Consider the following 25339-nt stretch of genomic DNA (forward strand, 5'->3'; position numbering starts at 1 on the left):
CCGCTTAAACAGCCGTGCATAGCACGTCGCGCAATAACGCTTTGCGGCGTGCACTTTTTTGGCCTTTGCCATCAACCTGCCGCATTCATCGCAGCCGCTAGATTGGTCAAGAGTGGACATAGGCAAATATCTTGCGTTGCAGACGAGCCCACTCACGTACCACCGTTTTCCGGTTCGAATGCCAGTGGCGATCCGTCGGTGAAGCCTTATGGGCAGCGGGGGCCGCAGCTGAGCACAACAACCCAGCCGTTGTTCCGATCGCAGTTTTTTTACAGTTTCGTCCGAACATAGACACGGGCAAGCGGTGCCTCGCAATTACCTGCGCGACCTGGTCAGGAGAGTGCGCGACCAATGGGGCCAACCACGCCATGAGTTCCATCCGCTCGCTCACCTCCAGCAACTCCAAGGGTAGGCCGCTACTCACTTTGTGCCCGGACCCGAGCTCAACCCCCAGCTGACTCAGCAAGTTCAGCGTAGGCGCACTACGGCTACGCAATGCGTACCGCAACAGCGACACCAGCAGATAGGCGTATTCAAACCACTCTTGCGCTGAATCAGAACGGCCATACAGCTGATTGTCCGCCATTGACTGCAGAACCAGTGCATCAGGGAGGCAGGGTTCTAGCTCTGATACAGATCCCAAGATTGCACCGCATGCATGGCAGGTGGAACAGTTGATTTCGGGCGGGACGAGCAGGTGAAGCTGGATAGGTGCGTGGCACCGGGGGCATCGACTGGACAGACGACAGCCATGAATCGGGCAACCGGTATACCAGGCATAACGCCCTTGGAATCGCAGATAAGGTATCTCCTCTGCAAAGCACATCGGGCAATATTGAAGTCCGCAGGAATGCCGTCGGTTACGCATGCCTAACGAGAGTAACCAGCGGGTATTGGCATCTCTGACGTCAACGCCGGAAAGGGTCTTGATCGCACTCTTGAACCGGTTCGCTGATAAAGCAACGCCCGGAAAATCCGCGCTATCAAACTGCCGCAGAAAACGCTCATCCAGCCCGTAATCCAGATCCTTTGTCCATAAACGTGCGCCAGGCCAGAGCGCTCCGCAAAAAGCCAACGGCGCGCAACCATGAGCAAGCGCATTACGGAGGAGCCACGAGGAAAGCAGCTCATCGTTCTGGATCGGTTGATACAGCGGCCAGCGGTTCACACCCGCTCCCGGATCCCACGCGTAGGCTGCAGCCAGGCGTGCTTTTCAATGGTGGATTTAGTGATCTTCTCGCTGCCCGTGATGATCGCGTCCTTGGCACATTCCATGAGCAAGCGATGAAGATCACCTGTGTTCCCGCCCGAAATCGAGTGCAAAGCCAGCGCAAGCTCAGGTTTGCTCAGCACGGAAGCCTGTCGCAGAGGAAGAATCGACTCAAAAGATCTGATCAAGCGCTGAAAGTCTGGAGACGGCTCCCAGCGGCGAAGAGCGACCACATCAAAACGACTGGCGTGCTGCGGATCGGTGTGCAGCACCCGAACGGCATCAGAGGTGCCCACACCCACGATCGGTATGGCCAGGGTGTTACACAGCAGCTTGAGAGCGTTCATGACCTCCCTTTGCTTGATCGCCGAGCCGGTCAGGAGCGAATGAAACTCATCGATAACCAACAGGCGAACATGACACGAGCGGAACATGTGAACCACCTGATAGCGCAATTTTGCTGTGGCATCACTGGCACGGTAAGGCGCCCAAAAACTCTCAAGGATCGAAATATAGAGTCCTTTCTCATCAGCCGCGGGAGGAGACTCCACCAAAATCACGGGTTTGACAGGCTCACTCTGGGCGTTCACATAGCCTTGGCCGTACAGCTCCACAAATCGCCGAATAATGGTCGTCTTGCCATTGTTGGAGTCCCCGACCAGCAACAGATTAGGCATTCGTGGACGAGAGGGGATCGTCAGTAGCGCCCTCATGGCACTAATGATTTCGTGCGCGGCGGGGTACCCAATCCACCTGGGCTCCTGGATAAACCGGATGCGCTCCTCATCAGACAGGCTCATGACGGCACGAAAATCTGGATGAATGTGCGGGTAATCGCTCATAGGATTTCCTCAAACACCTCGTCCATATCGTCGAGCAATCCCAGCAAACCGTGGGGAACGATCGTTTTTGGCTCGAGGGGTGCTGGAGCAGCGGGCGCCGCAGGCGTTTTGTTTGTTTGATGAATTTTCTGTCGCTGGGCCAATCGACGCGTCTTTTTGGTGTGGGTCTTGGCGCTTTCCACCAGCTCGCGGTTCTCCATGATCAGCCGCTTGATGAGGTCATCGTCGATATTGGCCAGCCCTCGCTCGACGGCCTGCTTCTTGGCTGCGCGAAACTCCCACACACTGGTCGCCGGGAAGGACTGATTGGACACAGGGATCTTGAAGTACTGCTTCAGGTGGGGATCGTAAAACCAGAGCTGGCTGATATCGCGCGGATCACGCCGAAAGATAAATTTTCGCGTCTTACCCGACTCGTCCTTGGCGTTTATCCACGGTCTCAGCGCTTCGGAGTAGTACGTCACATCGAGCTCCACGCCGTAGTGCTGGACGGTTCGCTCATAAGCGGGCAGGAAGTCTCGTTGAATGGTGAAAGGGTCTGCTGGCCGCGGAGGCATGCCAATCGCCGGAGTGTCATCACGCCCTCCAAAAATGCCGACATTCCACTTATGAAGCGGACTCATGAAGATCTTCGAGTGATACTTGGCGTTGTACTTGAGAATTTCGCGTACCAGCCAGACTTCAAATTCCGAAACGGTCAGCGCCGCCTGGGCGTCGGAGTCGATGCCTTCGCGCTGCTGAATATTGCTGAAAGTGGTGCCGGGCAGGCCATGAACGGCTTGCATAAACTTGCCCATCAGCCGTTCGATATGACCGCCGTACTTTGGCCGTTTGATGGGGCGGAATCGGTTCTCAATCCCGTAGTTAGAGCAGGATCTGCGCAGGCTTTCAGATCTGAAGTCAGCACCGTTGTCGCTGTGCAAAATGCGAGGAAAGCCCCAGACAGGCCAATCACCTTCGATGCCGTGCGCAAGCAACCACTCTTCCTTGGGAATAATCGAATGCGCCACGCACATGGCGACGGAGATTACCGAGGGCGCGTCGATCGCCAGGTAGTAGCCCGTGATCATTCTTGAATGCACGTCGATGGCCAGTGTCAGCCAGAGACGCCCGATGGATTTACGATGCACGTCGTCGACGACCATTACATCGATCGGCGTATGGTCAATCTGGACGACCGCGAGCGGGTACTCGGCGCCGGGAAACGCGCCAGGGGAAGGGGTATATGCGTTGCGTGCTTTATCTGCAAATCCCCGACCACGAAGAAACTGCTTATCAGTGATACGGCTGATGCGCTGACGAATAGTCGACTCGGCCACCATGGGAACACCGCGTGCTTCGGCACGAATGCGAAATTCACTGACCGCCTTGCTGACCGTGGGACGTGTCTTGCTGAGATAATAATCGTGAATCACCTCATCGATGAGCGCATCGGCCTCGGCTGGAATACGGACGTTGCCAGCCTGCCAGCCGCGTTTTCTTGGAATTAGGGCCAACAATTCTCCCCAGCTTTTGTAACGGTCCATCCAGCGGTAGATCGTCGCACTGTCCACCTGGTACAGCAGCGCGCGAGCCTTGATCTCGGCCTTAGTTCGAACAACGTCTCCAAGCAATGGCTCAATGGCCTCAAATCGCTTCTTCGCAATCGCCCATTGCTCTTCGGTGATGCTTTCCGTGTCGTAATTGACATAGAGGCCGTCCAGTCGCTCCTGGGCAACCGGTTTGAGGCCTTCAACCGGCAAGGCCGAGGCGCGACCGCTGTATACATCAATTCCGACCACCGTCTTGAAGTCCAGTACCTGGCTGATTCGGTAGACGTCTTCGCCATAACGAACAAACGCATTTCGCTCGAGGGAAACACGTGCGCGATCAGGCACAAAAGCCTGAGGTTTTTCCTCGTGAGTATTTGTCTTGTTCATGGCGAGGGGATCCAGACATCGAGAAAATCGTTCAGCGGCTGACGGATGTCGCAGTCGAGCTGACGCGTCGCGATCAGGTACCAGATGTGACTGATGCCGCGCCCGCGGTAGATGCCGGCAAAATGAATCGCCAGCAAGTAGTGCACCGGCACTGATCCGGCCTCACGAACCGTTTGAACAACCCATTCACTCTCCTCACGTGAGAAGTCCATCGCTTTGTAGCGGTCGAGGAACTGGATGTTGGCAAAGCCCGTGTCACGAATTCGAGACTCGTCGTAAATGTGGAACGCCCATCCTTGTTCCCGCGCATATCGCCAGGCGGCTTTCCATTTCGGCAGCCATTTGCGCCAGTTTTTAACCCAGAGGTCGCGAGGTTTGACCTCGACCAGTAAAGGCACCGGGTAGTTACCAAACTGACAGTCACCCAGGTGATAGTTGATGAGGAAATCAGGCGTGTAGGTATGGGTGCGCGCCCCGTCACCGTGAAAAGGGATTTGAACCGGCTGCGCGATAACGTCACACACCTGGCTGGAAAATGTCATTCGCGCAAGGAAATCACGCTCGAGCAACGACTCATAGGGAATGCCATCGCCATTACGCAGCGGATAGGTGCCGGAAAGGCTGCGTCTCGTCGGCGCAATTGGCCGAGTCTGCTGGTGGGCGACGACGGGAATACGGTGGGTCTGCATGATGTTCACCTGGTCAACCGAATTCCAGGAATCATGCTTTGAGTGTAGGCCAAAAATGTAGGCAATTCGGCCCCGTTCAGGGGGCGAAGCGTTGCGCGAACGAGAAATTTCGCCGCCCCAAGAAGGCACGCTTGACCCGAAATTCTAGGAGGCTTACGGCGTAGGAGCGTCAGCGAGTAAAAAACATGGTCCGCTGCTGAGAGGGAATAATGATGTCACTTGATTTTATGCTGCTGCCCTTGCGTCGCTTCGTTCGACTGTTCTTATCAAAGACCTCAATGTCGCCATTCATGATCGGACCGTGCAAGGACTGTTTTACGATGGCCTCATCCGCCATCGTGTGGTTGGCCATACCCATCATCATCTGTTCGAAGGACAATTGCGGTTGATCGTAGATCTTCCTTGGCAGCACTTCAGAGAGCTCCACTTCAATGCGTTTACTCGTAACACCACAAAAATTATGCTCGTCTCCAAATCCGAACGCATGTTGATCCGTAATCTGGATATCTTTATTGGTGTCATAGCCCACAAAAAGTGACGGCGTCATGGAGTGGGAAAAGTTGTTGCCATATCTCCAATGAATTTCTTTCATCACCGCGTTGGCGCGGTAGCTCTTCGCCAAATGGATAAACCAATAGGCTCGCGGATTCGGCCCACCAGGAGTAATAAAGAAAACGGTCATGAAATCAGCACCGCTTTCTTTCAAGATCCCCTCTGCAAGAAACCGCTGAATCAAATGCTGCCACTCGTGACGCATGGTGGCTTTAAAAGATCGCAGCTTTTCCCAAGGAATATACTTCTCCAAATCGATATTTTGTAATGCCTTCTTGTTTTCATCCCGCTCGGAGAGGTAGTCGATCAGGCTATCAACATTGAAAGTCAACAGAACTTCAGCATTCGTCAAACTATTGAAAATGGTTCGTATGCTAGAGAAAGGTACATCTTTGTAGGCGTATTGATCGAGCAAAAACAATGAGCGCTCGGAAAACTTGAAATCCTTTATCTTTTTAATAACGCTCGGAAGCGCATTCGTAAATCTCGCGCGAAGAGCGTAAATATCTTTATCCAAGCGATGGCCATGCCCTTTGGTGGCAAGCACGGCCTTCAAGTAATCAATATTGGCCTTTTTGATATCTATGAAAAAATACTGCGCCAATACTTCCCGCGGCATGTTTCTCTGAATATTTATCTCAGCGACAGTTTCTTGAACCGCCTCTATCGCGATAATGGGTGAGCCGTAGTGGTCACGACGACCCCAATCATCTTTATAAACGCCTCCACCGCAAAAGCCATCGACGATATTAATGCCAATGCGCGGAATCATTTGATTACTCATGACCACCGTGATGTACGAACGGATATAGTCATGAATAATCTGATGTTTTATTTTGCTATGAGGATCTATGTTCGGATAGATACCAGCCGACAAATCCCATTTGTATTTTTCGTCCTTGGCCACGCGAAATCCTTTTAGCTCAGGCTAGGTTTAGCAAGGGAATTTCATCCCAAGTCTGACCGTTCAATAGGCGACCATTGGCTTTCTTGGATCGTTTTACTCCGTCAGCGCCCCAGCCACCCCACTGCTTGAAGAAGAAAGCAGAACCGAAGGCATCGCATTGACGGTGGATGTTGTCGACCCATTCCTGCTGCATTGGGCGCGCCTTCGCACCTGATTCACCCCCGACAATCACCCAATGAATATCCGTCAGGTCAATCTCGCCCAAGTCTTCCAATAAAGGCTCCGCTGACAGAAAGCGGATGGTGGCATCAACCTTACGCAGACAATCAACACGCGGCACCCCGTAGGCCTTGTCCTCTACCGAAACACCTAACCAGGCATTGGTAGGCGTTTCTCGCGTGCTGAAATACTCAGCCAGGCGCTCAGCTCGTTTGGTCAGTATCTGAAACGTATGCTGAGAGGCACGCTGGATCACATCGAAAACCTGATCGATATAAGCATCAGGCACCTGCTCGTGGAAGAGGTCAGACATGGAGTTAACGAAGTAAATCGTCGGCTTCTTGCGCAGAAGAGGCTCTTGAAGCTTTTCTGGACGCAGGCTCAACCGAAAGCCATTCTCGTAGCCAGGTGTGCCCATCGCCTGCAGGCGGTGAGCCATGTTCTCGGCGTAGCAATGTTTGCAGCCCGGTGAGACCTTGGTGCAACCCACCACCGGGTTCCAAGTCATCTCGGTCCACTCAATGCTTGTTTGGGTACTCATTGCACTGTCGCTCCTTTCGTGCGCGATATTAGTAAGATGCCGCAAGATATGTCAAATTGACATCACTCAACGTTTCTGACTTCACCCCATATTATCTTTTCGATTCATATATTCAGTGAAAATCGTAGCCCAAACGTAGCACGATTTAAAAAAACGCAAGAATGGCCTGATTTTTCGACTGAGATGCCTTCAATTATCATATCAAGTGTTTCCTAAATATCGCTATATATTCCCTCACTGGTCAGTCATTAAGGATCCAGCGCTCACTTTTTCGCGGCCAATCGGGCTTAACCGGAAATTTGCTTCGCCTGGCAATATTTGCATCAAGATTTAGGATTCGGCCTTCTTTTGCCAATTCCTTAAAGGCCAGCTGAAGATCGGTCGGATAATAATCAGTCTGCACAAGAAATTCTGACCAGCAGTCGTAATCTATCAGCAGAGGTTTTTTTGACAGTCTCGCCAGAAGAAACTCTTTTGCTGCTAGTCGATTGTCTTTGAGTTTTTCAACAGGCTGTAGAGCTTGGTCCGAGCCGAACAAATCGCCGATGGGAGATTTGCTGATTTGTGCTCGAACCTTCGACTCAAAGTGGCTGACGCGCTGAACCATCTCCATTTCTTCGGCAGCTTGTTTGAACTTGATAATGCCCAGAGGATGCCTGGTCAGATATACCAAGAAATAAAGCACCCGCTCCATGCCTGGGCGCTCAACTGATACATATGCCGTCTTTCCACCATACAAGTCCCCGATGACCTCGCGATACTGAGAAATTACCAGCGACTGCCGTTCGGATGAGGTTTCATTTCCAGTTAAAACAACCGGCCTTCCTAAAAGTTCTTCAACATCTGCTTGATGCGGCTTCATCGACATAGCACGGTTGAAGAAGTCGTACATCAAGTTAATGAGGAACTCGACTTTATTCAGTGCCAAGAGCGGGGCCAGAACTGGCGCGCTGATTACAGTTTTCCAACCCTTGGGATCAATAAAGAAAAACGTAAAATTGCCTGACGCCCACTGAACGATGTCATCGATCTTGCTGGTGTAGTCACCTTGAATGCAGGAGGCTTCTACAGAGGGCTGCTTGTTCCCAGCGAGGAACGCTTCGAGCTTTCCGAAGGCTTTTTTGTCCTTCTCGATGTAAAGCGCGCGAAATTTTACATTGGCGCTAAACTTGGATTTCAGCGTCTCGGCACACTCCCTCATCTGACGAAGCGAAATACCGATAGAGGTGTCTTTTAAATCATCCGACTCCTCTGCCCAAGGACCAGCGAAGCAATCAACGTAATTGATGACGGTTTCCTTGCGCCCGATGATCATGAACAAGCACTGAAGGTACGTCTTCAGAATCGTGTGTTTGACGTATGCCTGTTCGCGGCCATGATATTCCTTAGGTATTGGCAAGTTTTCACTCCATGTGTTTTCCCTTTACGCCGGGACACTACCCTATAAATGATACGTGCGAATAGTGCTCGAATGAGCGCCCGCACGGTCGGTCCACCTGGACTCCGCTACGATTTTCCGAAAGTTTCGCACGCACCGGTGTGGGTTTACCGGATACTCAGATTAAGCAAAAGGGTTTCAGCGTCTACAAGGTCGCGTTGGATGCGCAAAGAAAGCCCAGGGCAATGCCCTTTGGAAGTGCGGAATCGACCGAAGATGCAAAAGTCAGGGGCCCAAAAACGGCGAATCCCGCTCTAGGCGGGATTCTCAGCCGTCGATTGTATGCGTTCGACGGGGCAGGACGCTGTTACCTGGCACTGGGCCATCTGACGCTCATCAGAAGCGGGATGCGATCCGAAGATCCCTGTAGCCATCCTGTGGTTCACGCCTAGGCGCGGACGAACAATAGTCAAACCATAGTCACGATGTCAATGGGCTGTCCACTCGTGGATCGCTGATTCCCCCGCGATCATTCCGTTAGCCCTCGTTCAGAACTGCCATAACAGCGTCCAATCCATCGGCCCAGCTGGCAAGCTTCCCTGGCTCATCATTCATGGCAAAAAAGTGCTTCTTGAAGTTCAGGACACGTGGGCATTTTGCAGATCTTTCCGGATGCTCCAGGGCATCACAATAGCCTAGGGTACGATTTTGCCCGAATTATGCTGCGCAATTGCGTTGACTTGACCACTCATTTGCATTCGACTTGACCAGCACACTGCTTGGCCTTGACGGGTAGAAATCAGCCAGAAAGCTCACGCAAAATACTCACCAAAATACTCACCAAAATGGTTCCTGACATGGATAAGGCATACTCAAAAAACGATTTAATGAAGCTAGCAATTGAAGAACATCTAAAATGCTCTGAGTACCCTCGGGTAGGCGCCCTAGTGACCAAGGGCGGAAAAGTTCTTTCTACCGGTTATCGTGGCGAAGTTAGTGGGGTTCATGCAGAACGAGTTGCCCTTGAAAAGCTTTGCCATGCAGAGCGTTTGGGATCGACAATTTATACGACTTTGGAGCCTTGCGTTAAACTACACCACGACCAATCTATAGAGTCTTGCGCTGAGTTAATAATTTCATCAGGCGCTACCGAGGTAGTTATAGGTGTACTGGATCCTAACGGAACCATCTACTCTCAAGGGTTCAGAAAGCTCCTAGAAAATAACATCAGCGTAAGCTTCTTCAGCCGAAAGCTACGAGAAGCTGTCGAGGAGGAGACCTTTGAATTTGGCGACATTCATCGCGTGTACAGCAGCGGAAAGCGGCGTGTTCCGGTCGTGCACAGCGGAATTGATATCTATGTGCAGTTCAGCGAATCAGACATTAGAACCATCCCGATCTCTTGGAAGACTTTGCAGTACAGTCATGGCTGCGTAGACTTATCAAGTAACAGTGGTGCTGTCACGGTTGCAGCAGGCACTACTAACCTTAGCGATATAACAGATACGGCAGTATTCCGATTCCCAAGTCATGTCGCGAGAATGAAAAAAGGAATGATTGCAATAGTTAGGCCATCCGGCGCGAGCTTTTGTGTTTTAATAAAATTACATGAAATATTCGAAAACGATATCTTGTTTCAATGGGAAGTTCGGAACTGTACGTAGTAGCCCGACATCAAGGGCTGATTAGGGTTGACCTCTGCCGGTGACCACCCAGTCTGATGGTCAAACCCCATGCAAACGAGTGGCCAGGTGGAGCGCGATTACTGATTATTCGGGATACCCTTAGGGATACTCGCATCTATTGCCAGCGCATCTGGACACAGCCGCATCTGTTTCAGTATCCAGTCACATTTATTACTTACGGTCAGATATCGGTTGAACAATCGTTCTCGACTGCAGTATCTGTGTCTCATAAAAAGCCTCGCAGATGATCTCATGTCCGTTATCAATCCAGTGGGTCGCTTCTCGTAAAAGCCCCTTTGGAAATGGGTGGGAAGCCAAGGGATTATGAAAAACCTCGAGCTCCGCTGACCAAGGTTCGTAACCTTGCGGCCAAAGGTCTCGATACTCCTCACTCGACACATCAAGGCAGAAGTCGAAGCCCTGCAACGCACCTGGCGTGCGATCAAAGATGCTTCCAACGCGAGTGTGTCTATAGCCGTTGCCATTACCCGTGATGGAAACCATCACACGTCCAAATTTCTGAATGCTGCATCCATTGCTGAATATCACCGCAGACAGACCCGCGTTCTCGGGGAACTTGAAAAGACCTGCCGGAATACTCTCCGGTCCTAATAGTCGCTCTACATCAACCCGTTTGGCCTCCTGCTGCCCATCGACTTCATGCGTCACTGCGTAAAAGCCGAAGAGGTAAGCAACCAGGGCAGGCCTGCTCCAGGTCATTGAACCTTGAGCATAAAAATCGGCGAGAGCGAGCGCAAAAGGTTTGCCAACTACATGCGACATCTCGTGATATCGACGGTCAAGCTTGTTTCGGATTGTTTTGGCATATCTTACTGCCGCTGCTCCCAGAATCTTCTCAATCACATTTCCGGGCGGAGGGTCAGCAATGGTGGTGGCATGGTCATACCGCACTTCAGGATTTGTGGTCACAGCCTCAATCCATGCGGATGCCCCCTTCCGGTTAGACACATAGAAGTCTGGCGAAGGGTGATCCTGGGCTACATGCATGCCTTGCTCACGAAAACACGCAAATAGATGAAGCTCCCAGAGACGAGTATGAAGATTTTCTCCTTGGAAATCTGGCACCCAATTGAGATCCGGTTGAGGAAGCGCGTAGTACAAATATCCGATCATCCAAGCGGCCATCGCTCGTCTTTTGGTCTTGAGTTGCTCAAACAGATTGCTTGGCTTTCTTTTGCCAACTTTATAGAGGTTCGGCCGCTTCCCTGAGTTTCGCGGTACCGGTTCCCGCGGATTGCCGTCGATCAACTGCGTCTCTAATCGTTGCTTGGCTAAGTCGAAGCTCGCCAGCCCAATAGCCTCCAACGTCAACGTCCAAACAAAATCGACTCGTTGGCGCATGGCGATGCAGCCGAACGTATTTTCCTGTTCATTGAAAGTCACAATTCCCCACGAAGCTGCATCCGCCGTCCTCCAGCCAGCAATTGGCATCGATTCAACGAAACTTAAGCCCCAAGGCAAAGCCAGACCGTAGATATCAAACATGTTTTGAGGAATGGGGTGCATTTTCAGATCGCGTCCTTAATGGCTCAAAATCCTCCTTAGGATAGCCGCACCTATTGCCAGCGTTACTAGACGAAGTCGCATCTATTTCCAAAACCAGTCGCACTTAATTCCGTAATGCGAGTCCGGAAGGCGGGGCTTCCGGAGCACTTCAGTCGTATTAATTAACAAAACCTACAGCGGGTCAAAACCGCAGCCGGGGGAAATTACCCTGGCCCATCATGGCGTGCTGTTTCTGGATGAGCTGCCGGAGTTTGATCGCAAGGTGCTGGAAGTGCTGCGCGAGCCGCTCGAATCCGGGCATATCGTGATCTCCCGCGCCCGCGACCGGGTGAGTTTTCCGGCACGTTTTCAATTGGTGGCCGCCATGAACCCCTGCCCTTGCGGCTATTTGGGCGAACCCAGCGGGCGCTGTCGGTGTACGCCGGAGCAGATTCAGCGTTATCGCAACAAGCTCTCAGGGCCGTTGCTGGACCGGATCGACTTGCACCTGACCGTGGCACGGGAGACCACTGCGCTGAACCCGACCCAACACACTGGCGATAATACGGCGACGGCTTCGGCGCAGGTGGCAGAGGCTCGAGAACGCCAGCAAAAGCGCCAGGGCTGCGCCAATGCCTTTCTGAATCTGCCGGGGTTACGCGAGCACTGCACACTGGCAAAAGCCGATGAAGGCTGGCTGGAAGGCGCCTGCGAGCGACTGACCTTGTCCCTGCGCGCAGCCCACCGGCTGCTCAAGGTAGCGCGCACCCTGGCGGACCTTGAGCGGGTTGAAAACATTGCTCGGCATCATTTGCAGGAGGCCTTGCAGTACCGGCCTGCGGCAGTCGGCTAGCGCTTAATGAACGCAAATTCTGTGGCATGTGGGCTTTTGTGGCGAGCGGGCTTGCCACAGTGAAATGGTGTAAATACCGAGCCCTTATGCGGAGAAACCCAACAGCAGCTGCGCCACTTCCATGACCTCATCCAGTACCGCCTCGGCCGATTCCACAGACGGCTTGAGCATCAGGTCATCGGCATACCCCATCGCCAACGCGAAGATTTGCCGGGCCGCGCGTTGCGGCGAGTCGCAGCGAAAAATCCCCTCAGCCACGCCTCGCTCAATCACCTCAGCCAGCATGCCTTGCCACTGCGCGTTGATTACCAGATACGCCTGGGCCATTTGCGGGTCGTGCATGGCTTCGTCCCAGGCATCCAGCCACAACGCCCAGCCGGCATCAGCGGTGCTCGGCAGGCAATCACCTAAAAAACCCACCAGCGCCTCAAGCGGCGGCGCATCCGCCAAGGGCTCGCGCACTTCATCCAATTGCTCATTGGCAAAGCGCACAAAGGCTTCGCGACGCAGTTCGTTCCAGTCGCTGAAGTAGTGATAGACGTGGCTGCGCGACAGGCCGGCATGCTCGGCCAGGTCCCGGGTGGACACATCGGCAAAACCCTTGCTGCGAAACAGCTCCAGGGCGGCGACGATGATCTGGTCTTTACGGTCGATACGCGACATGGGCAATTCCTTAGGCGCCGGTAGATAAGCGGCGCTTGCTTTTTGAGCGATCGCTCAAGGATACTTGAGCAGTCGCTCAATAATAGCGTCTATCACTCCTCTGGTGCACCCATGTCATCCGTGACCCCGCAAATCCTGATTGAAGAAAGCAAGAAAATCGGCCAGCAATCCGCCGGCCAAACGCTCAAGGCAATCGCCAAGGCCTACCCCGGCAAGCTGTTCTGCACACTGTCACTGGTGGCGCTGGAAAATGCTCTGCTGCTGGCCTACCCGCTGTTTGCCGGGTTTGCGGTGGACTCGATTATCCGTGGCGATGCCACCAGCGCATTGTTCTATGCGTTGGTGGTGATGGCGTTCTGGGTGGTCGGCGCGGCGCGACGGGCGCTGGATACGCGCACTTTTACGCGGATCTACGCCGACCTTGCGGTGCCGGTGATTCTCAACCAACGCCAGCAGAACCACAGCACCTCAAAATCCGCCGCACGGGTGGTGCTTGCGCGCGAATTCGTCGACTTCTTTGAAAAGCACGTGCCGATTATCGCCACGGCGCTGGTCTCGATTATTGGCGCGGCGGTGATGCTGATCGTGATTGAGCCTTGGGTCGGCCTGGCGTGCCTGGCCGCCCTGCTCTTATGCGTGACGCTGCTGCCACGCTTTGCCCAGCGCAACCAGGAACTGCATGAGCGCCTGAATGATCGCCTGGAGAAAGAAATCGGCCTGGTGGAAAAAGTCGGCGCACCGACCTTGCGTCGCCACTACCACGTGCTGTCACGCCTGCGCATCTGGCTGTCCGACCGCGAGGCCGCCGCGTACCTGTTTCTCGGCACGCTGGCAGCCCTGCTGTTTGTGGTCGCGATCAGCCAGCTGGCTTTGTCGCCGGCGGTCAAGGCCGGCCACATCTACGCGGTCATGACCTACCTGTGGACCTTCGTCACCAGCATGGACGAGGCGCCTGGGATGGTCGACCAACTGGCGCGCCTCAAGGATATCGGCAAGCGCGTGGACCCAGGCCTGGGCGAGCATTAAGCCTTAACGAAAACGGTCGACCTCCTGCCGCAAGCCTGCCGCCAGGGTTTCCAGTTCCTTGGCGGTAATGGCCAGGTTCGACACCACTTCGCGCTGTTCGCTGTTAGCCAATGCGATGCTTTGCAAGTTGCTGCTCAGCACGTTGGCCGTGCTGCTCTGCTCCTGGGTCGCGGTGGTAATGGCAGCAAATTGCTGGCCTGCCGAACGGCTTTGCTCGTCGATGCGCGCCAGGGCCGAAGCGACGTCGGCGTTGCGCGACAGGCCTTCCTGCATCAACACGTTGCCGTGCTCCATGGTGCTGATGGCGTTGCCGGTTTCCTGCTGGATGCTTTGGATCATCACCGAGATTTCGTCGGTGGCCTGGCGCGTGCGCGAGGCCAGGTTGCGCACTTCGTCGGCAACCACCGCAAAGCCCCGGCCTTGTTCACCGGCCCGCGCCGCCTCGATGGCGGCGTTGAGCGCCAGCAGGTTGGTTTGCTCGGCAATCGAGGTGATCACGCCGACGATTCCGCCAATTTCCTGGGAGCGCTGGCCCAAGGTGTTGATCACCGTGGCCGTGCTGTTGAGGGCGGTGGCGATATGCTCCAGCGACGACGACGCCTCTTGCATTGAGGTGCGGCCAATACGCGTCTGCTGGGCGTTTTCCTGGGCCAATCGCTCGGTATTGCCCATGTTGTCGGCGATGTTCAGCGAGGTGGCGCTGAACTCTTCCACTGCGCCGGCCATGCTGGTGATTTCGCCGGACTGCTGCTCCATGCCCTCATAGGCCCCACCCGACAGGCCGGACAACGCCTGAGCCCGGCTGTTGACCTCTTCTGCCGCTTTGCGAATATGCGAGACCATGGTCGAAAGCGCCTCACCCATCTGGTTGAAGCTGCTCGCCAACTGGCCGATTTCATCATGGCTGGACACATTCAAGCGTGCGCTCAAATCGCCAGCGCCCAAGGCTTCGGCCTGGCGCACCAAGTCGCTCAAAGGCTGCAATTTGCTGCGCAGCAACCACACCGCTGCGCCTACTGCCAGCAACATCGCCAGCACGCTGCCGATCACCAGGCGAATGCCGACCGCCCACGTGACTGCACGTATTTCGGACTTCGGCATGCTCGCCACCACCGACCACGGCCCGCCTTCGAACGGCACCGCAACGCTGTAGAAGTCTTCGTCCTTGTCGCTCCAGAAGCGGCCTTTGCCTGGGTTCTTGGCCAGATCAAGCATCACCGGAACCGCCTGTTCCAGCGCCTGCACACCCGCCGGTGGCACCAGCCAGTGCTTCTGTTCGTCCAGCAAGGCAAGTGAGCCAGTCTGGCCGATACGGAAGCGCTTGAGGTTGTCGAACTGGGCCTTCTGCTCATCGGTGTAATCAAAGCCGATAAACAACACGGCGATCACCTTGCCGGCGGCATCGCGCACAGGGCTGTACTGGGTCATGTAGGCGCGATCGAACAACACCGCCCGCCCGATGTAATTCTGCCCGGCCAACAGGCGCTGGTAGGCCGGATGCTGGTGATCCAGCACAGTCCCGATGGCGCGATTGCCATCTTGTTTGGTCAGGGAGGTACTGACGCGAATGAAGTCTTCGCCACTGCGCACAAACACAGTGGCCACGCCGCCGGACATCTGCTTGAACTCGTCCACCTCCGCGAAGTTGTTGTTCAACACCTCATCGCCCAACAGCAGGCTTGGGGTCTGCACACCGGCCACCGCAACCTGTTGGTCCGCGCGCACGCTCAACCCGGCGCCAAAGCGCTTTTCAAACAGCCCGCTCAATCGCTGAGTACTCTCGCGCAAGGTGCTGTGGAAGGTGTTGAGTTGATCGGCCAGCAAGCGTGCCTCGCTGGCCAGGTGTTCCTCACGGGTGTCGAGGTTGGCCGAATCCAAGGAACGCAGGGCAAAAACAGTACTGCCGCTGATGACGACCGCCAAAATAACGGCCAAGGCGAGGCCTAACTGGGAGGCGATCCGAGCGCGAGGTTGAGACATGACAGCTCCTGGCCGAGGCCAGGATCATCCTGATCTCTTAGCGCAGCTCGGCAAATTATCTGGTGGGAAACGCTGGAAAATAAGGGTTCCAGCACACCTTATTCGGCAAGCGCAGACAATACTTGAGCGATTTACAGGGGTACCGCGCAAACGATTGCACCGAAGGGCTAGGCAAGGCGTTCGACCTGGGGCAATTCCATGGCATTGACTTCGCCTTGAAGAAACTCCGCCAATCGCCGCAAACGCTCACCACCGGGGCGGGTTTTCGGCCACACCAGGTAGTAATTTTCCCCACTGGCCACCGCCGTCGGCCACGGCAGGCTCAAACGGCCCTGGGCCACATCTTCGGCCACCATCAGCAAATCGCCCATGGACACGCCGTAACCCCGCGCGGCGGCGATCATGCCCAACTCCAAGGTATCGAACACCTGCCCACCCTTGAGCGACACCTGGGACGACAACCCCATGCGCTCCAGCCAATTGCGCCAGTCACGGCGGTCGGGTGTGGGGTGCAGCAGCTCGGCGCTTGCCAATCGTGGGACGTCCCACGGCCCGTCATTGAGCAGGTTGGGCGCACCCACCGGAATCAGCAACTCGGGGAACAGGTAACAGGCCTCCCAGTCCGCCGGAAAGTGCCCGTAGCTCAGTAATACAGCGCAGTCGAAGGGTTCCTGGTTGAAGTCCACTTCATCCACGCTCATCCATGCACTGGTCAGTTGCACTTCATTGCCAGGCTGCAAGGCGCGAAAGCGACTGAGCCGCGCCAGCAACCAGCGCATGGTCAGGGTCGATGGCGCCTTCATGCGCAGGATGTCGTCTTCGGCGTTCAGGGTGTGGCAGGCGCGTTCCAGCGCCGCGAAGCCTTCGCGCACGCCGGGCAACAGCAGGCGCGCCGCTTCGGTGAGCTGCAGGTTGCGGCCACTGCGCTGGAACAGGCGGCAGGCGAAGTGCTCTTCGAGCGTGCGGATATGCCGGCTGACAGCACTTTGCGTGATGGAAAGCTCATCCGCCGCACGGGTAAAAGAGTTGTGCCGGGAGGCGGCTTCAAAGGCGCGCAAGGCATACAGCGGCGGTAGACGGCGTGCCATAGAAGAACCCCCTCAGATCAATACCCAACCCTACCATGAGTTTTAATCATGCGAATGATCGCTTTTATCCTTTTGTGTAATGCCTCGGGAGCGCCGAGAATCAGCCCTTTCCCAACCCTCTGACTTTTTGAGTGTGATGATCATGCAACATCCGGTGCGTACTGAACTCTGGGCCATTCTGCGGCTGTCGGGGCCGTTGATTGCCTCACAGTTGGCGCACATGCTGATGGTGCTGACCGACACGCTGATGATGGCCCGCCTGAGCCCCGAAGCCCTGGCCGGTGGCGGCTTGGGCGCGGCGAGCTATTCGTTCGTCGCGATCTTCTGCATCGGTGTGATTGCCGCCGTCGGCACGCTGGTCGCCATCCGTCATGGCGCCGGTGACATCGAAGGCGCCACTCGCCTGACCCAAGCAGGTCTTTGGTTGGCGTGGTTGATGGCGTTGGTGGCCGGCTTGCTGTTGTGGAATCTCAAGCCCGTGCTGCTGATGTTCGGCCAGACCGAAACCAACGTGCAGGCGGCTGGGCAATTCTTGACCATCCTGCCGTTCGCCCTGCCCGGCTACCTGAGCTTCATGGCCTTGCGCGGTTTCACCAGCGCCATCGGCAAGGCAACGCCGGTGATGGTGATCAGCCTGGGCGGCACGGTACTCAACTACTTGCTCAACCATGCCTTGATCGAAGGCATGTTCGGTCTGCCGAAGCTCGGCCTGATGGGCATCGGCCTGGTAACAGCGATCGTCGCCAACAGCATGGCCCTGGCGCTGATGTGGTACATCCGCAGCAACCGGGCTTACGCAGCCTACCCGCTCGGCGCGGGCCTGTTGCGCCTTAACACTCAGTATCTGCGTGAGCTGTGGCGCCTGGGCCTGCCGATTGGCGGCACCTATGCAGTGGAGGTCGGTTTGTTTGCCTTCGCGGCGTTGTGCATGGGCACCATGGGCAGTACGCAATTGGCAGCGCATCAGATTGCCCTGCAAATCGTTTCGGTGGCGTTCATGGTGCCGGCGGGGATGTCCTACGCGATTACCATGCGCATCGGCCAGCATTACGGCGCCGGGCAATTGCTGCAGGCGCGCGTGGCCGGGCGGGTCGGCATCGGTTTTGGCGCGTTGGTGATGTTGGGATTTGCCGTTGTGCTGTGGCTGTTTTCCGATGCGCTTATCGGGCTGTTTCTGGACCATAACGACCCAGCCTTCCACGACGTCATCGTGCTGGCGGTCAGCCTGTTGGCCGTGGCGGCGTGGTTTGAGTTGTTCGACGGCGTGCAAACCATTGCCATGGGCTGTATTCGCGGGCTGAAGGACGCCAAGACCACCTTCCTGGTGGGTTTGGGTTGCTATTGGCTGATCGGCGCGCCGTCTGCTTGGTTGATGGCGTTCACCCTGGGCTGGGGCCCAACGGGCGTGTGGTGGGGTTTGGCGCTTGGGCTGGCGTGTGCGGCCGTCAGCCTGACGTGGGCGTTTGAGGCGAAGATGAAGCGGATGATTCGGCAGGAGCCTGAAGTGCGCACGCAATTCCCGGCCATGCAACCAGACTAGAGAATGTACTCGGTCAATGTGGGAGCTGGCTTGCCTGCGATAGCGGTGTGTCAGATGCCAAATTGGCTGGCTGGCCCACCGCTATCGCAGGCAAGCCAGCTCCCACATTTTTGATTGGGTTTACAACCTTCAGCCCAGCAGCGCCTGCTGGCTCTTGCCGAACGTCAAATACTCCACCAGCTCCGGCAACGGCAACGGCTTGCTGATCAGGTAACCCTGGGCCTGATCACACCCAAACAGCCGCAACAACGCCAGCTGTTCAGGGGTTTCCACCCCTTCGGCCACCACTTCCAGGTTGAGGTTGTGGGCCAGGTTGATCATGGCATGCACCAGCTTGCGGTTTTCTTCGCGCTCTTCCATGCCGCCGACGAAGCTCTTGTCGATCTTCAGCAAGGCAATTGGCAGGCTGTTGAGGTGCACGAATGAGGAAAAACCGGTGCCGAAATCATCCAGGGAAAACCGCACACCCAAGCGGCCAAGGGCGTCCATGGTCTGCTTGACCAAGTCACTGCGGCGCATCACGGCGGTCTCGGTCAGCTCGAACTCCAGCCACTGCGCTTCAACGCCACGCTCGGCGATCAGCCGGCTCAACGTCGAAAGCAACTGGCTGTCCTGGAATTGGCGAAACGACAGGTTGACCGCCATATGCAGCGGCGGCAGGCCGCGTTCGCGCAGGTCTTGCATATCGCGCAAGGCCCGCGAGATCACCCAGTAACCCAATGGCACAATCAGGCCACTCTGTTCGGCCAAGGGCACGAATTCGCTGGGTGGCAACAGGCCACGCTCGCCGTGGCGCCAGCGCACCAGCGCTTCCAGGCCGACGATATGCCCGTCGTCCAAATCCAGGCGCGGCTGGTAATGCAGCTCCAGTTCGTCGCGGCGCAGAGCACGGCGCAGCTCACTTTCCAGGTCGGCCAGGCTGCGGGCGTTGCGGTTGATGCGTTCGTTGAAGATGTGAAAGGTACAGCCCTGGGTACTCTTGGCCTGCTGCATGGCGATGTGCGCGTGCCACATCAGCGGGTCGGCCCCGGCGCGGGCACGGGCATGTGCCACGCCCAGGCTGCAGCCGATCAGCAGGCTTTCGCCATCCACCCAATACGGCTCGGCCATGGCTTCGGTAATGCGCTCGGCCATCCACTCGGCGCGCTGGGGCGCACGGCGGGTGTCGATCAGCAGGGCGAATTCGTCGCTGCCCAGGCGCGCCAGTTGGTCACCGGCTTCGAGTTGGCTCTTGAGCCGCGAGACCACTTGCAGGATCAAACGATCGCCGGCCTGATGGCCCAAGGCGTCGTTGGCGTGACGAAAATTGTCGAGGTCCAGATGGCCGAGGGCCAGGCCACGGCCTTCGTTTTCAGCCAGGCGCGCCGCCAGCAAGGTCTGGAAACCCTGGCGGTTGGCGATACCGGTCAGCGGGTCCTGTTCGGCCAGGCGCTGCAGGGTGTTTTCCAGCACGCCGCGCTCACGCACGTGGCGCAGGCAGCGGCGCAAGGTATCGGTATCCAATGCACCAAAGACCAGCCAATCGCTCACACCCAGCGGTGAAACCAGCGGTTCCTGCTCCAGCAGCAATATGCACGGCAGGCTGCAACGGCCTGGGCCGGGTTGCAGGCTGGGCGTGGTCAATAACACGGCACTGTGGTCGTCATCGAACAGACGACTCACCGAGTCCCAGTTGGGCGCGCTGACCAGCACAGCCCCATCGCCCATCGGCGCCAGGCACTCGCGCAACAACGCTGCCCACGCTGGCTCATCGGCCAGTAGCAGCAAACGCAAGGGTTCGACAGGCGTAGACAAGCTAGCTCCCTAGACTCTGCAAAATTTTTTGGCGGCGGGCATTATGACGCGCGGCCTGATAATCACCAATGATAAGGGTTATCAAATACGCTAACGGTATACATTCACTGCAGTTACCCGTCACATCCTGCGGCAAAGTATCAAAACCGGCAAATTTAGATCGAGTGGTACGTCACACCGTCGTTCTAAAGCAGCAGAATCTTGCCAGCCTGTTAAAATGCCCGCCCTTTTGAACAACGACTCCCTGATTTCTGTATGTCCCGACTCAATCCCCGGCAGCAAGAAGCCGTGAACTACGTCGGCGGCCCTCTATTGGTGCTCGCCGGTGCTGGCTCCGGCAAGACCAGCGTGATCACCCGCAAGATCGCGCACCTGATCCAGAACTGCGGCATCCGTGCCCAGTACATCGTCGCCATGACCTTTACCAACAAGGCCGCGCGCGAAATGAAGGAGCGTGTCGGCACGCTGCTCAAGGGCGGCGAAGGCCGTGGCCTTACGGTGTGCACGTTCCACAACCTGGGCTTGAACATCATCCGCAAGGAGCACGTGCGGCTGGGCTACAAGCCGGGCTTCTCGATCTTCGACGAGACCGATGTGAAGTCGCTGATGACTGACATCATGCAGAAGGAATACGCAGGCGACGACGGCGTGGATGAGATCAAGAACATGATCGGCGCCTGGAAAAACGACCTGATCCTGCCCCCCCAGGCCCTGGAAAACGCGCGCAACCCCAAGGAACAGACCGCCGCCATCGTCTACACCCACTACCAGCGCACGCTCAAGGCGTTCAACGCGGTGGACTTCGACGACCTGATCCTGCTGCCGGTAAAGCTGTTCGAGGAACACGCCGACATCCTCGAAAAATGGCAGAACAAGGTGCGCTACCTGCTGGTGGACGAATACCAGGACACCAACGCCAGCCAATACCTGCTGGTGAAAATGCTCATCGGCACGCGCAACCAGTTCACCGTGGTAGGCGACGACGACCAGTCGATCTACGCCTGGCGTGGCGCGCGCCCGGAAAACCTGATGTTGCTCAAGGACGACTACCCGTCCCTGAAAGTGGTGATGCTGGAGCAGAACTACCGCTCCACCAGCCGTATCCTGCGCTGCGCCAACGTGCTGATCTCCAACAACCCCCACGAGTTTGAAAAACAACTGTGGAGTGAGATGGGCCATGGCGACGAGATCCGCGTGATCCGCTGCCGCAATGAAGACGCCGAAGCCGAGCGCGTGGCCGTGGAAATCCTCAGCCTGCACTTGCGTACCGACCGGCCCTACAGCGATTTCGCGATCCTGTATCGCGGCAACTACCAGGCCAAGCTGATCGAGCTGAAACTGCAGCACCATCAGGTGCCGTATCGCCTGTCGGGCGGCAACAGCTTTTTCGGACGCCAGGAAGTAAAAGACCTGATGGCCTACTTCCGGCTGATCGTGAACCCGGATGACGACAACGCCTTCCTGCGCGTGATCAACGTGCCGCGTCGAGAGATCGGTTCGACGACCCTGGAAAAGCTCGGCAACTACGCCACCGAACGCAAGATCTCGATGTACGCCGCCACCGACGAAATCGGCCTGGGCGAGCACCTGGACACGCGCTTCACCGATCGCCTGTCGCGCTTCAAACGCTTCATGGACAAGGTACGCGAGCAGTGCGCCGGCGAAGACCCGATCAGCGCCCTGCGCAGCATGGTCATGGACATCGACTATGAAAACTGGCTGCGCACCAACAGCTCCAGTGACAAGGCTGCGGATTACCGCATGGGCAACGTCTGGTTCCTGATCGAGGCGTTGAAAAACACGCTGGAGAAGGACGAAGAAGGCGAGATGACCGTCGAAGACGCCATCGGCAAGCTGGTGTTGCGCGACATGCTTGAGCGCCAACAGGAAGAAGAAGACGGCGCCGAAGGCGTGCAGATGATGACCCTGCACGCGTCCAAGGGCTTGGAATTCCCTTACGTGTTCATCATGGGCATGGAAGAGGAAATCCTTCCGCACCGTTCCAGCATTGAAGCCGACACCATCGAAGAGGAACGGCGCCTGGCCTACGTGGGCATTACCCGCGCACGTCAGACACTGGCCTTCACCTTCGCCGCCAAGCGCAAGCAATACGGCGAGATCATCGATTGTGCCCCCAGCCGGTTCCTGGATGAACTGCCGCCGGACGATCTGGCCTGGGAAGGCAATGACGACACCCCGACCGAGGTGAAGGCCGTTCGCGGCAACACCGCCTTGGCGGACATACGCGCGATGTTAAAGCGCTAGAATCGACTACTTTTTAATCTACTTTCGGCGCAAACCGCGCCATTAGAGGAAGCTTTCCGTGGAAGCACTGCACAAGAAAATTCGCGAAGAAGGCATCGTGCTTTCCGATCAGGTCCTCAAGGTTGACGCCTTTTTGAACCACCAGATCGACCCGGCGCTGATGAAGTTGATCGGCGACGAATTCGCCGCGCTGTTCAAGGACTCGGGCATCACCAAGATCGTCACCATCGAAGCCTCGGGCATCGCCCCGGCGATCATGACCGGCCTGAACCTCGGCGTACCGGTGATCTTCGCCCGCAAGCAACAGTCTCTGACCCTGACTGAAAACCTGCTGTCGGCCACTGTGTATTCCTTCACCAAGAAGGTCGAAAGCACCGTGGCGATTTCCCCACGTCACCTGACCAGCAGCGACCGCGTGCTGGTGATCGACGACTTTTTGGCCAACGGCAAAGCGTCCCAGGCGCTGATCTCGATCATCAAGCAAGCCGGCGCGACCGTTGCAGGCTTGGGGATTGTGATTGAGAAGTCGTTCCAGGGTGGCCGTGCGGAGCTGGATGCGCAGGGTTATCGGGTTGAATCGCTGGCGCGGGTGAAGTCGCTGGCGGGTGGCGTCGTCACCTTCATCGAGTAATCACTGCCTGAACTCGATTAAAAATGTGGGAGCTGGCTTGCCTGCTCCCACATTTGATTTTTGGTGCCTGTCAGTGCGCGGTGGCTTGGAGGCCAGCAAGCAGCAAGCGCTGATACAGATCCTCTTTCAACCCCTCCGGCTGATCCAGCCGCATGCGCTTCAAATGCTCGGGAAACGCCTCCGGCTCCGGTGCATCCAGTGCCGCCCGGCCCAATTCCAGAATCTCCGTCAGCTTGAATTTGCTCTTGAGCCAGTTAAGGGCGCGCAACAGGTCCCGTTCCTCATCGGTAAAATCAGTGCCCAACGGATATTCCGGAAACAACCGGCGATGCCGCGCCTGAATGCCCTTGAGCCGCTCCGGCGTATTCTCAGTAAAACGTGGGTCCAGTTCGAAGTCCTTGGCCAGCTTGCCAGCCTTTTGCGCCTGTTCGATCAGGTCGTTCTGGAAGCGCGAGTCGGTGACCTTGAGCAAGGCCTCGATCACCTTGGCATCCGTCTGACCGCGCAAGTCGGCAATGCCGTATTCGGTAATGACGATATCCCGCAGGTGCCGTGGGATGGTGCAGTGCCCGTACTCCCAGACTATATTGGAACTGACCTCACCCGCCGACTCGCGCCAGCTGCGCAGAATCAGGATTGAACGCGCGCCCTCCAGCGCATGGCCTTGCGCAACAAAGTTGTACTGCCCGCCCACGCCGCTGAGTACGCGACCGTCTTCGAGCTGGTCGGCCACGCCCGCACCGAGCAGCGTCACCATGATCGCGCTGTTGATAAAGCGCGCATCCAGGCGTTGCAGACGCTTGAGTGCTTCCTGCCCGTACAGCTCGTTGATGTAGCTGATGGCGGTCATGTTGAATTCGAGGCGTTTGGCGTGAGTCATTTCCTGCAAACGCTGGTAAAAGCTGCGCGGCCCGAGGAAGAAACCGCCGTGAATGGAAACACCGTCGGGCTGCGCGGCGTCATCCAGGGTGCCGGCGTTGGCCTGCTGCTGGGTCGTCACATCCGGGTAGACCTTGCGCCGAATAATCCCGGCATCGGCCAGCACCAGCAGGCCGTTGACGAACATTTCGCTGCATCCATAAAGGCCACGCGCAAAGGGCTCGACACCGCCTTCGCGGCTGATCAAAGGCGCCCACTGGTAAACATCCAGATCCGTCAGCAACAACCGGTAGGCTTCGTTATCGGCCTGGCGCGCCAGTAAGGCGGCGGTCAGCGCATCGCCCATAGAGCCAATGCCAATCTGCAACGTGCCGCCATCGCGCACCAGGGTGCTGGCATGCAAGCCGATAAAGTGGTCTTGAAAGCCGACCGGCATATTCGGTGTGGAGAACAACGTGGTGCTGTCCTTCTCGTCGATCAGGTAATCGAAGGCGTCCATACCCAGTTCGGCATCGCCGGGCATATAGGGCAAATCGCTGTGAACCTGGCCGACGACGAGGATGGTTTCGCCTGCTTCGCGGCGCTTGGCGATCATCGGCAGCAGGTCGAGGGTGATATCGGGGTTGCAGCTCAAGCTCAGCCGGTCGGGGTGTTCGGCGCTGCTGGCGACCAATTGCGCCACCAGGTTCAAGCCGGCGGCGTTGATATCGCGGGCAGCGTGGCTGTAGTTGCTGCTGACGTAGTCCTGCTGCGCCGACGCGCTATGCAGCAGGCTGCCGGGCTGCATGAAGAACTGCTGCACACGGATGTTCTTTGGCAGGCTGTCCTTGTGCAAATCCGCCAGGAAATCCAGCTCGGGATAGTCGCCGAATACCCGCTCGATAAAGGGTTCGAGAAAGCGCTTCTGCAAGCCGTCACCCATGGTCGGGCGGCCCAGGGCCAGTGCGGTATAGATCGTCAGCTCGCGCTCCGGCAGCTTGGCGATACGCCGGTACAGCGCATTGACGAACAGGTTGGGCTTGCCCAGACCGAGCGGCATGCCCATGTGGATATGCGCCGGCAAGCGTGCCAGTACGTCGTCAACTGCTTGCTCGATTGAACACAACTGCACCATCCGACCCTCCTGAACATTCCGTGATTAGGGGTTGGACCGAGCTTGCCGGGTCTTTGCT

At 56.6% G+C, this 25339-nt stretch carries 18 protein-coding genes and 1 pseudogene; 6 read left to right on the plus strand and 13 right to left on the minus strand.

The genetic code is table 11. The features are described 5' to 3' along the window. Positions 1-106: 106 nt before the first annotated feature. The 7 genes from HBO41_RS24490 to tcmP form a co-directional block, all read right to left on the minus strand. On the minus strand, positions 107-1168 hold the full coding sequence (locus HBO41_RS24490) for a TniQ family protein (protein WP_169988039.1): 1062 nt from the start codon (positions 1166-1168) through the stop codon (positions 107-109). Next, positions 1165-2052: a TniB family NTP-binding protein gene (locus HBO41_RS24495; RefSeq protein ID WP_169988041.1), complete on the minus strand. Its 888-nt coding sequence runs from the start codon at positions 2050-2052 to the stop codon at positions 1165-1167. The genes HBO41_RS24490 and HBO41_RS24495 overlap by 4 nt, the downstream gene beginning before the upstream one ends. Further along, positions 2049-3971, minus strand: coding sequence for a Mu transposase C-terminal domain-containing protein (locus HBO41_RS24500; protein WP_169988043.1), 1923 nt, complete (start codon positions 3969-3971; stop codon positions 2049-2051). The genes HBO41_RS24495 and HBO41_RS24500 overlap by 4 nt, the downstream gene beginning before the upstream one ends. Further along, positions 3968-4660: a TnsA endonuclease N-terminal domain-containing protein gene (locus HBO41_RS24505; RefSeq protein WP_244966752.1), complete on the minus strand. Its 693-nt coding sequence runs from the start codon at positions 4658-4660 to the stop codon at positions 3968-3970. The genes HBO41_RS24500 and HBO41_RS24505 overlap by 4 nt, the downstream gene beginning before the upstream one ends. A gap of 169 nt (positions 4661-4829) precedes the next feature. Continuing rightward, entirely contained in the window at positions 4830-6119 is a 1290-nt protein-coding gene (locus HBO41_RS24510; protein WP_169988045.1) for a three-Cys-motif partner protein TcmP, read from the minus strand. A 16-nt stretch (positions 6120-6135) separates the two neighbouring features. Further along, the gene (locus HBO41_RS24515) at positions 6136-6879 is read right to left on the minus strand and encodes a phage Gp37/Gp68 family protein (RefSeq protein WP_169988047.1); all 744 of its coding nucleotides are present in this window, start codon (positions 6877-6879) and stop codon (positions 6136-6138) included. Between the two features lie 241 nt (positions 6880-7120). Then, on the minus strand, positions 7121-8278 hold the full coding sequence (gene tcmP / locus HBO41_RS24520) for a three-Cys-motif partner protein TcmP (RefSeq protein ID WP_169988049.1): 1158 nt from the start codon (positions 8276-8278) through the stop codon (positions 7121-7123). Between the two features lie 836 nt (positions 8279-9114). On the opposite strand from tcmP, the gene HBO41_RS24525 reads away from it, so the two are divergent. Next, a complete protein-coding gene (locus tag HBO41_RS24525; protein ID WP_169988051.1) occupies positions 9115-9921 on the plus strand; it encodes a CMP deaminase in 807 nt (268 codons plus the stop codon). Between the two features lie 192 nt (positions 9922-10113). Here HBO41_RS24525 and HBO41_RS24530 read toward each other — a convergent pair whose 3' ends face one another. After that, positions 10114-11469: a hypothetical protein gene (locus HBO41_RS24530; protein WP_169988053.1), complete on the minus strand. Its 1356-nt coding sequence runs from the start codon at positions 11467-11469 to the stop codon at positions 10114-10116. 178 nt (positions 11470-11647) lie between these two features. Here HBO41_RS24530 and HBO41_RS24535 point away from each other — a divergent pair. Continuing rightward, positions 11648-12301: pseudogene (locus HBO41_RS24535) on the plus strand (ATP-binding protein); the annotation flags it as partial. Positions 12302-12385: 84 nt separating this feature from the next. Here the strand turns inward: HBO41_RS24535 and HBO41_RS24540 are convergent. Continuing rightward, positions 12386-12964: a TetR/AcrR family transcriptional regulator gene (locus tag HBO41_RS24540; RefSeq protein ID WP_169988055.1), complete on the minus strand. Its 579-nt coding sequence runs from the start codon at positions 12962-12964 to the stop codon at positions 12386-12388. A 111-nt stretch (positions 12965-13075) separates the two neighbouring features. Between HBO41_RS24540 and HBO41_RS24545 the strand changes: the two genes are divergently transcribed. Next, positions 13076-13990, plus strand: coding sequence for an ABC transporter six-transmembrane domain-containing protein (locus tag HBO41_RS24545; protein ID WP_169988058.1), 915 nt, complete (start codon positions 13076-13078; stop codon positions 13988-13990). 3 nt (positions 13991-13993) lie between these two features. On the opposite strand, the gene HBO41_RS24550 is transcribed toward HBO41_RS24545, so the two are convergent. Both HBO41_RS24550 and HBO41_RS24555 read right to left on the minus strand, forming a co-directional pair. After that, complete coding sequence (locus tag HBO41_RS24550) at positions 13994-15970, minus strand: methyl-accepting chemotaxis protein (protein WP_169988060.1); 1977 nt, start codon at positions 15968-15970, stop codon at positions 13994-13996. Positions 15971-16137: 167 nt separating this feature from the next. Further along, positions 16138-17058, minus strand: a complete 921-nt coding sequence (locus tag HBO41_RS24555) for a LysR substrate-binding domain-containing protein (RefSeq protein ID WP_017135874.1) — start codon at positions 17056-17058, stop codon at positions 16138-16140. Positions 17059-17194: 136 nt separating this feature from the next. Between HBO41_RS24555 and HBO41_RS24560 the strand changes: the two genes are divergently transcribed. Then, positions 17195-18598, plus strand: a complete 1404-nt coding sequence (locus tag HBO41_RS24560) for a NorM family multidrug efflux MATE transporter (RefSeq protein ID WP_169988062.1) — start codon at positions 17195-17197, stop codon at positions 18596-18598. 129 nt (positions 18599-18727) lie between these two features. On the opposite strand, the gene HBO41_RS24565 is transcribed toward HBO41_RS24560, so the two are convergent. Next, the gene (locus HBO41_RS24565) at positions 18728-20392 is read right to left on the minus strand and encodes a bifunctional diguanylate cyclase/phosphodiesterase (protein ID WP_017135872.1); all 1665 of its coding nucleotides are present in this window, start codon (positions 20390-20392) and stop codon (positions 18728-18730) included. Positions 20393-20647: 255 nt separating this feature from the next. Here HBO41_RS24565 and rep point away from each other — a divergent pair, with 255 nt between their 5' ends. Together rep and HBO41_RS24575 are read left to right on the plus strand one after the other, a co-directional pair. After that, positions 20648-22657 (plus strand): DNA helicase Rep, encoded by a 2010-nt coding sequence (gene rep, locus HBO41_RS24570; protein WP_017135871.1) that lies wholly within the window; start codon positions 20648-20650, stop codon positions 22655-22657. 58 nt (positions 22658-22715) lie between these two features. Beyond that, positions 22716-23288: a xanthine phosphoribosyltransferase gene (locus HBO41_RS24575; RefSeq protein ID WP_010207474.1), complete on the plus strand. Its 573-nt coding sequence runs from the start codon at positions 22716-22718 to the stop codon at positions 23286-23288. 70 nt (positions 23289-23358) lie between these two features. On the opposite strand, the gene HBO41_RS24580 is transcribed toward HBO41_RS24575, so the two are convergent. Then, the gene (locus tag HBO41_RS24580; protein WP_017135870.1) at positions 23359-25281 is read right to left on the minus strand and encodes an acetyl-CoA hydrolase/transferase C-terminal domain-containing protein; all 1923 of its coding nucleotides are present in this window, start codon (positions 25279-25281) and stop codon (positions 23359-23361) included. Positions 25282-25339 lie beyond the last annotated feature (58 nt).

It is taken from the genome of Pseudomonas sp. WS 5146, from assembly GCF_012985495.1.
GTDB lineage: Bacteria > Pseudomonadota > Gammaproteobacteria > Pseudomonadales > Pseudomonadaceae > Aquipseudomonas > Aquipseudomonas edaphica.

Coding starts and splice junctions, on each gene's coding strand:
- HBO41_RS24495 (WP_169988041.1), bottom strand. CDS start 2,052: ATGAGCGATTACCCGCACATTCATCCAGATTTTCGTGCCGTCATGAGC.
- HBO41_RS24500 (WP_169988043.1), bottom strand. CDS start 3,971: ATGAACAAGACAAATACTCACGAGGAAAAACCTCAGGCTTTTGTGCCT.
- HBO41_RS24505 (WP_244966752.1), bottom strand. CDS start 4,660: ATGCAGACCCACCGTATTCCCGTCGTCGCCCACCAGCAGACTCGGCCA.
- HBO41_RS24515 (WP_169988047.1), bottom strand. CDS start 6,879: ATGAGTACCCAAACAAGCATTGAGTGGACCGAGATGACTTGGAACCCG.
- HBO41_RS24525 (WP_169988051.1), top strand. CDS start 9,115: ATGGATAAGGCATACTCAAAAAACGATTTAATGAAGCTAGCAATTGAA.
- HBO41_RS24530 (WP_169988053.1), bottom strand. CDS start 11,469: ATGCACCCCATTCCTCAAAACATGTTTGATATCTACGGTCTGGCTTTG.
- HBO41_RS24540 (WP_169988055.1), bottom strand. CDS start 12,964: ATGTCGCGTATCGACCGTAAAGACCAGATCATCGTCGCCGCCCTGGAG.
- HBO41_RS24545 (WP_169988058.1), top strand. CDS start 13,076: ATGTCATCCGTGACCCCGCAAATCCTGATTGAAGAAAGCAAGAAAATC.
- HBO41_RS24550 (WP_169988060.1), bottom strand. CDS start 15,970: ATGTCTCAACCTCGCGCTCGGATCGCCTCCCAGTTAGGCCTCGCCTTG.
- HBO41_RS24555 (WP_017135874.1), bottom strand. CDS start 17,058: ATGGCACGCCGTCTACCGCCGCTGTATGCCTTGCGCGCCTTTGAAGCC.
- HBO41_RS24560 (WP_169988062.1), top strand. CDS start 17,195: ATGATCATGCAACATCCGGTGCGTACTGAACTCTGGGCCATTCTGCGG.
- rep (WP_017135871.1), top strand. CDS start 20,648: ATGTCCCGACTCAATCCCCGGCAGCAAGAAGCCGTGAACTACGTCGGC.
- HBO41_RS24580 (WP_017135870.1), bottom strand. CDS start 25,281: ATGGTGCAGTTGTGTTCAATCGAGCAAGCAGTTGACGACGTACTGGCA.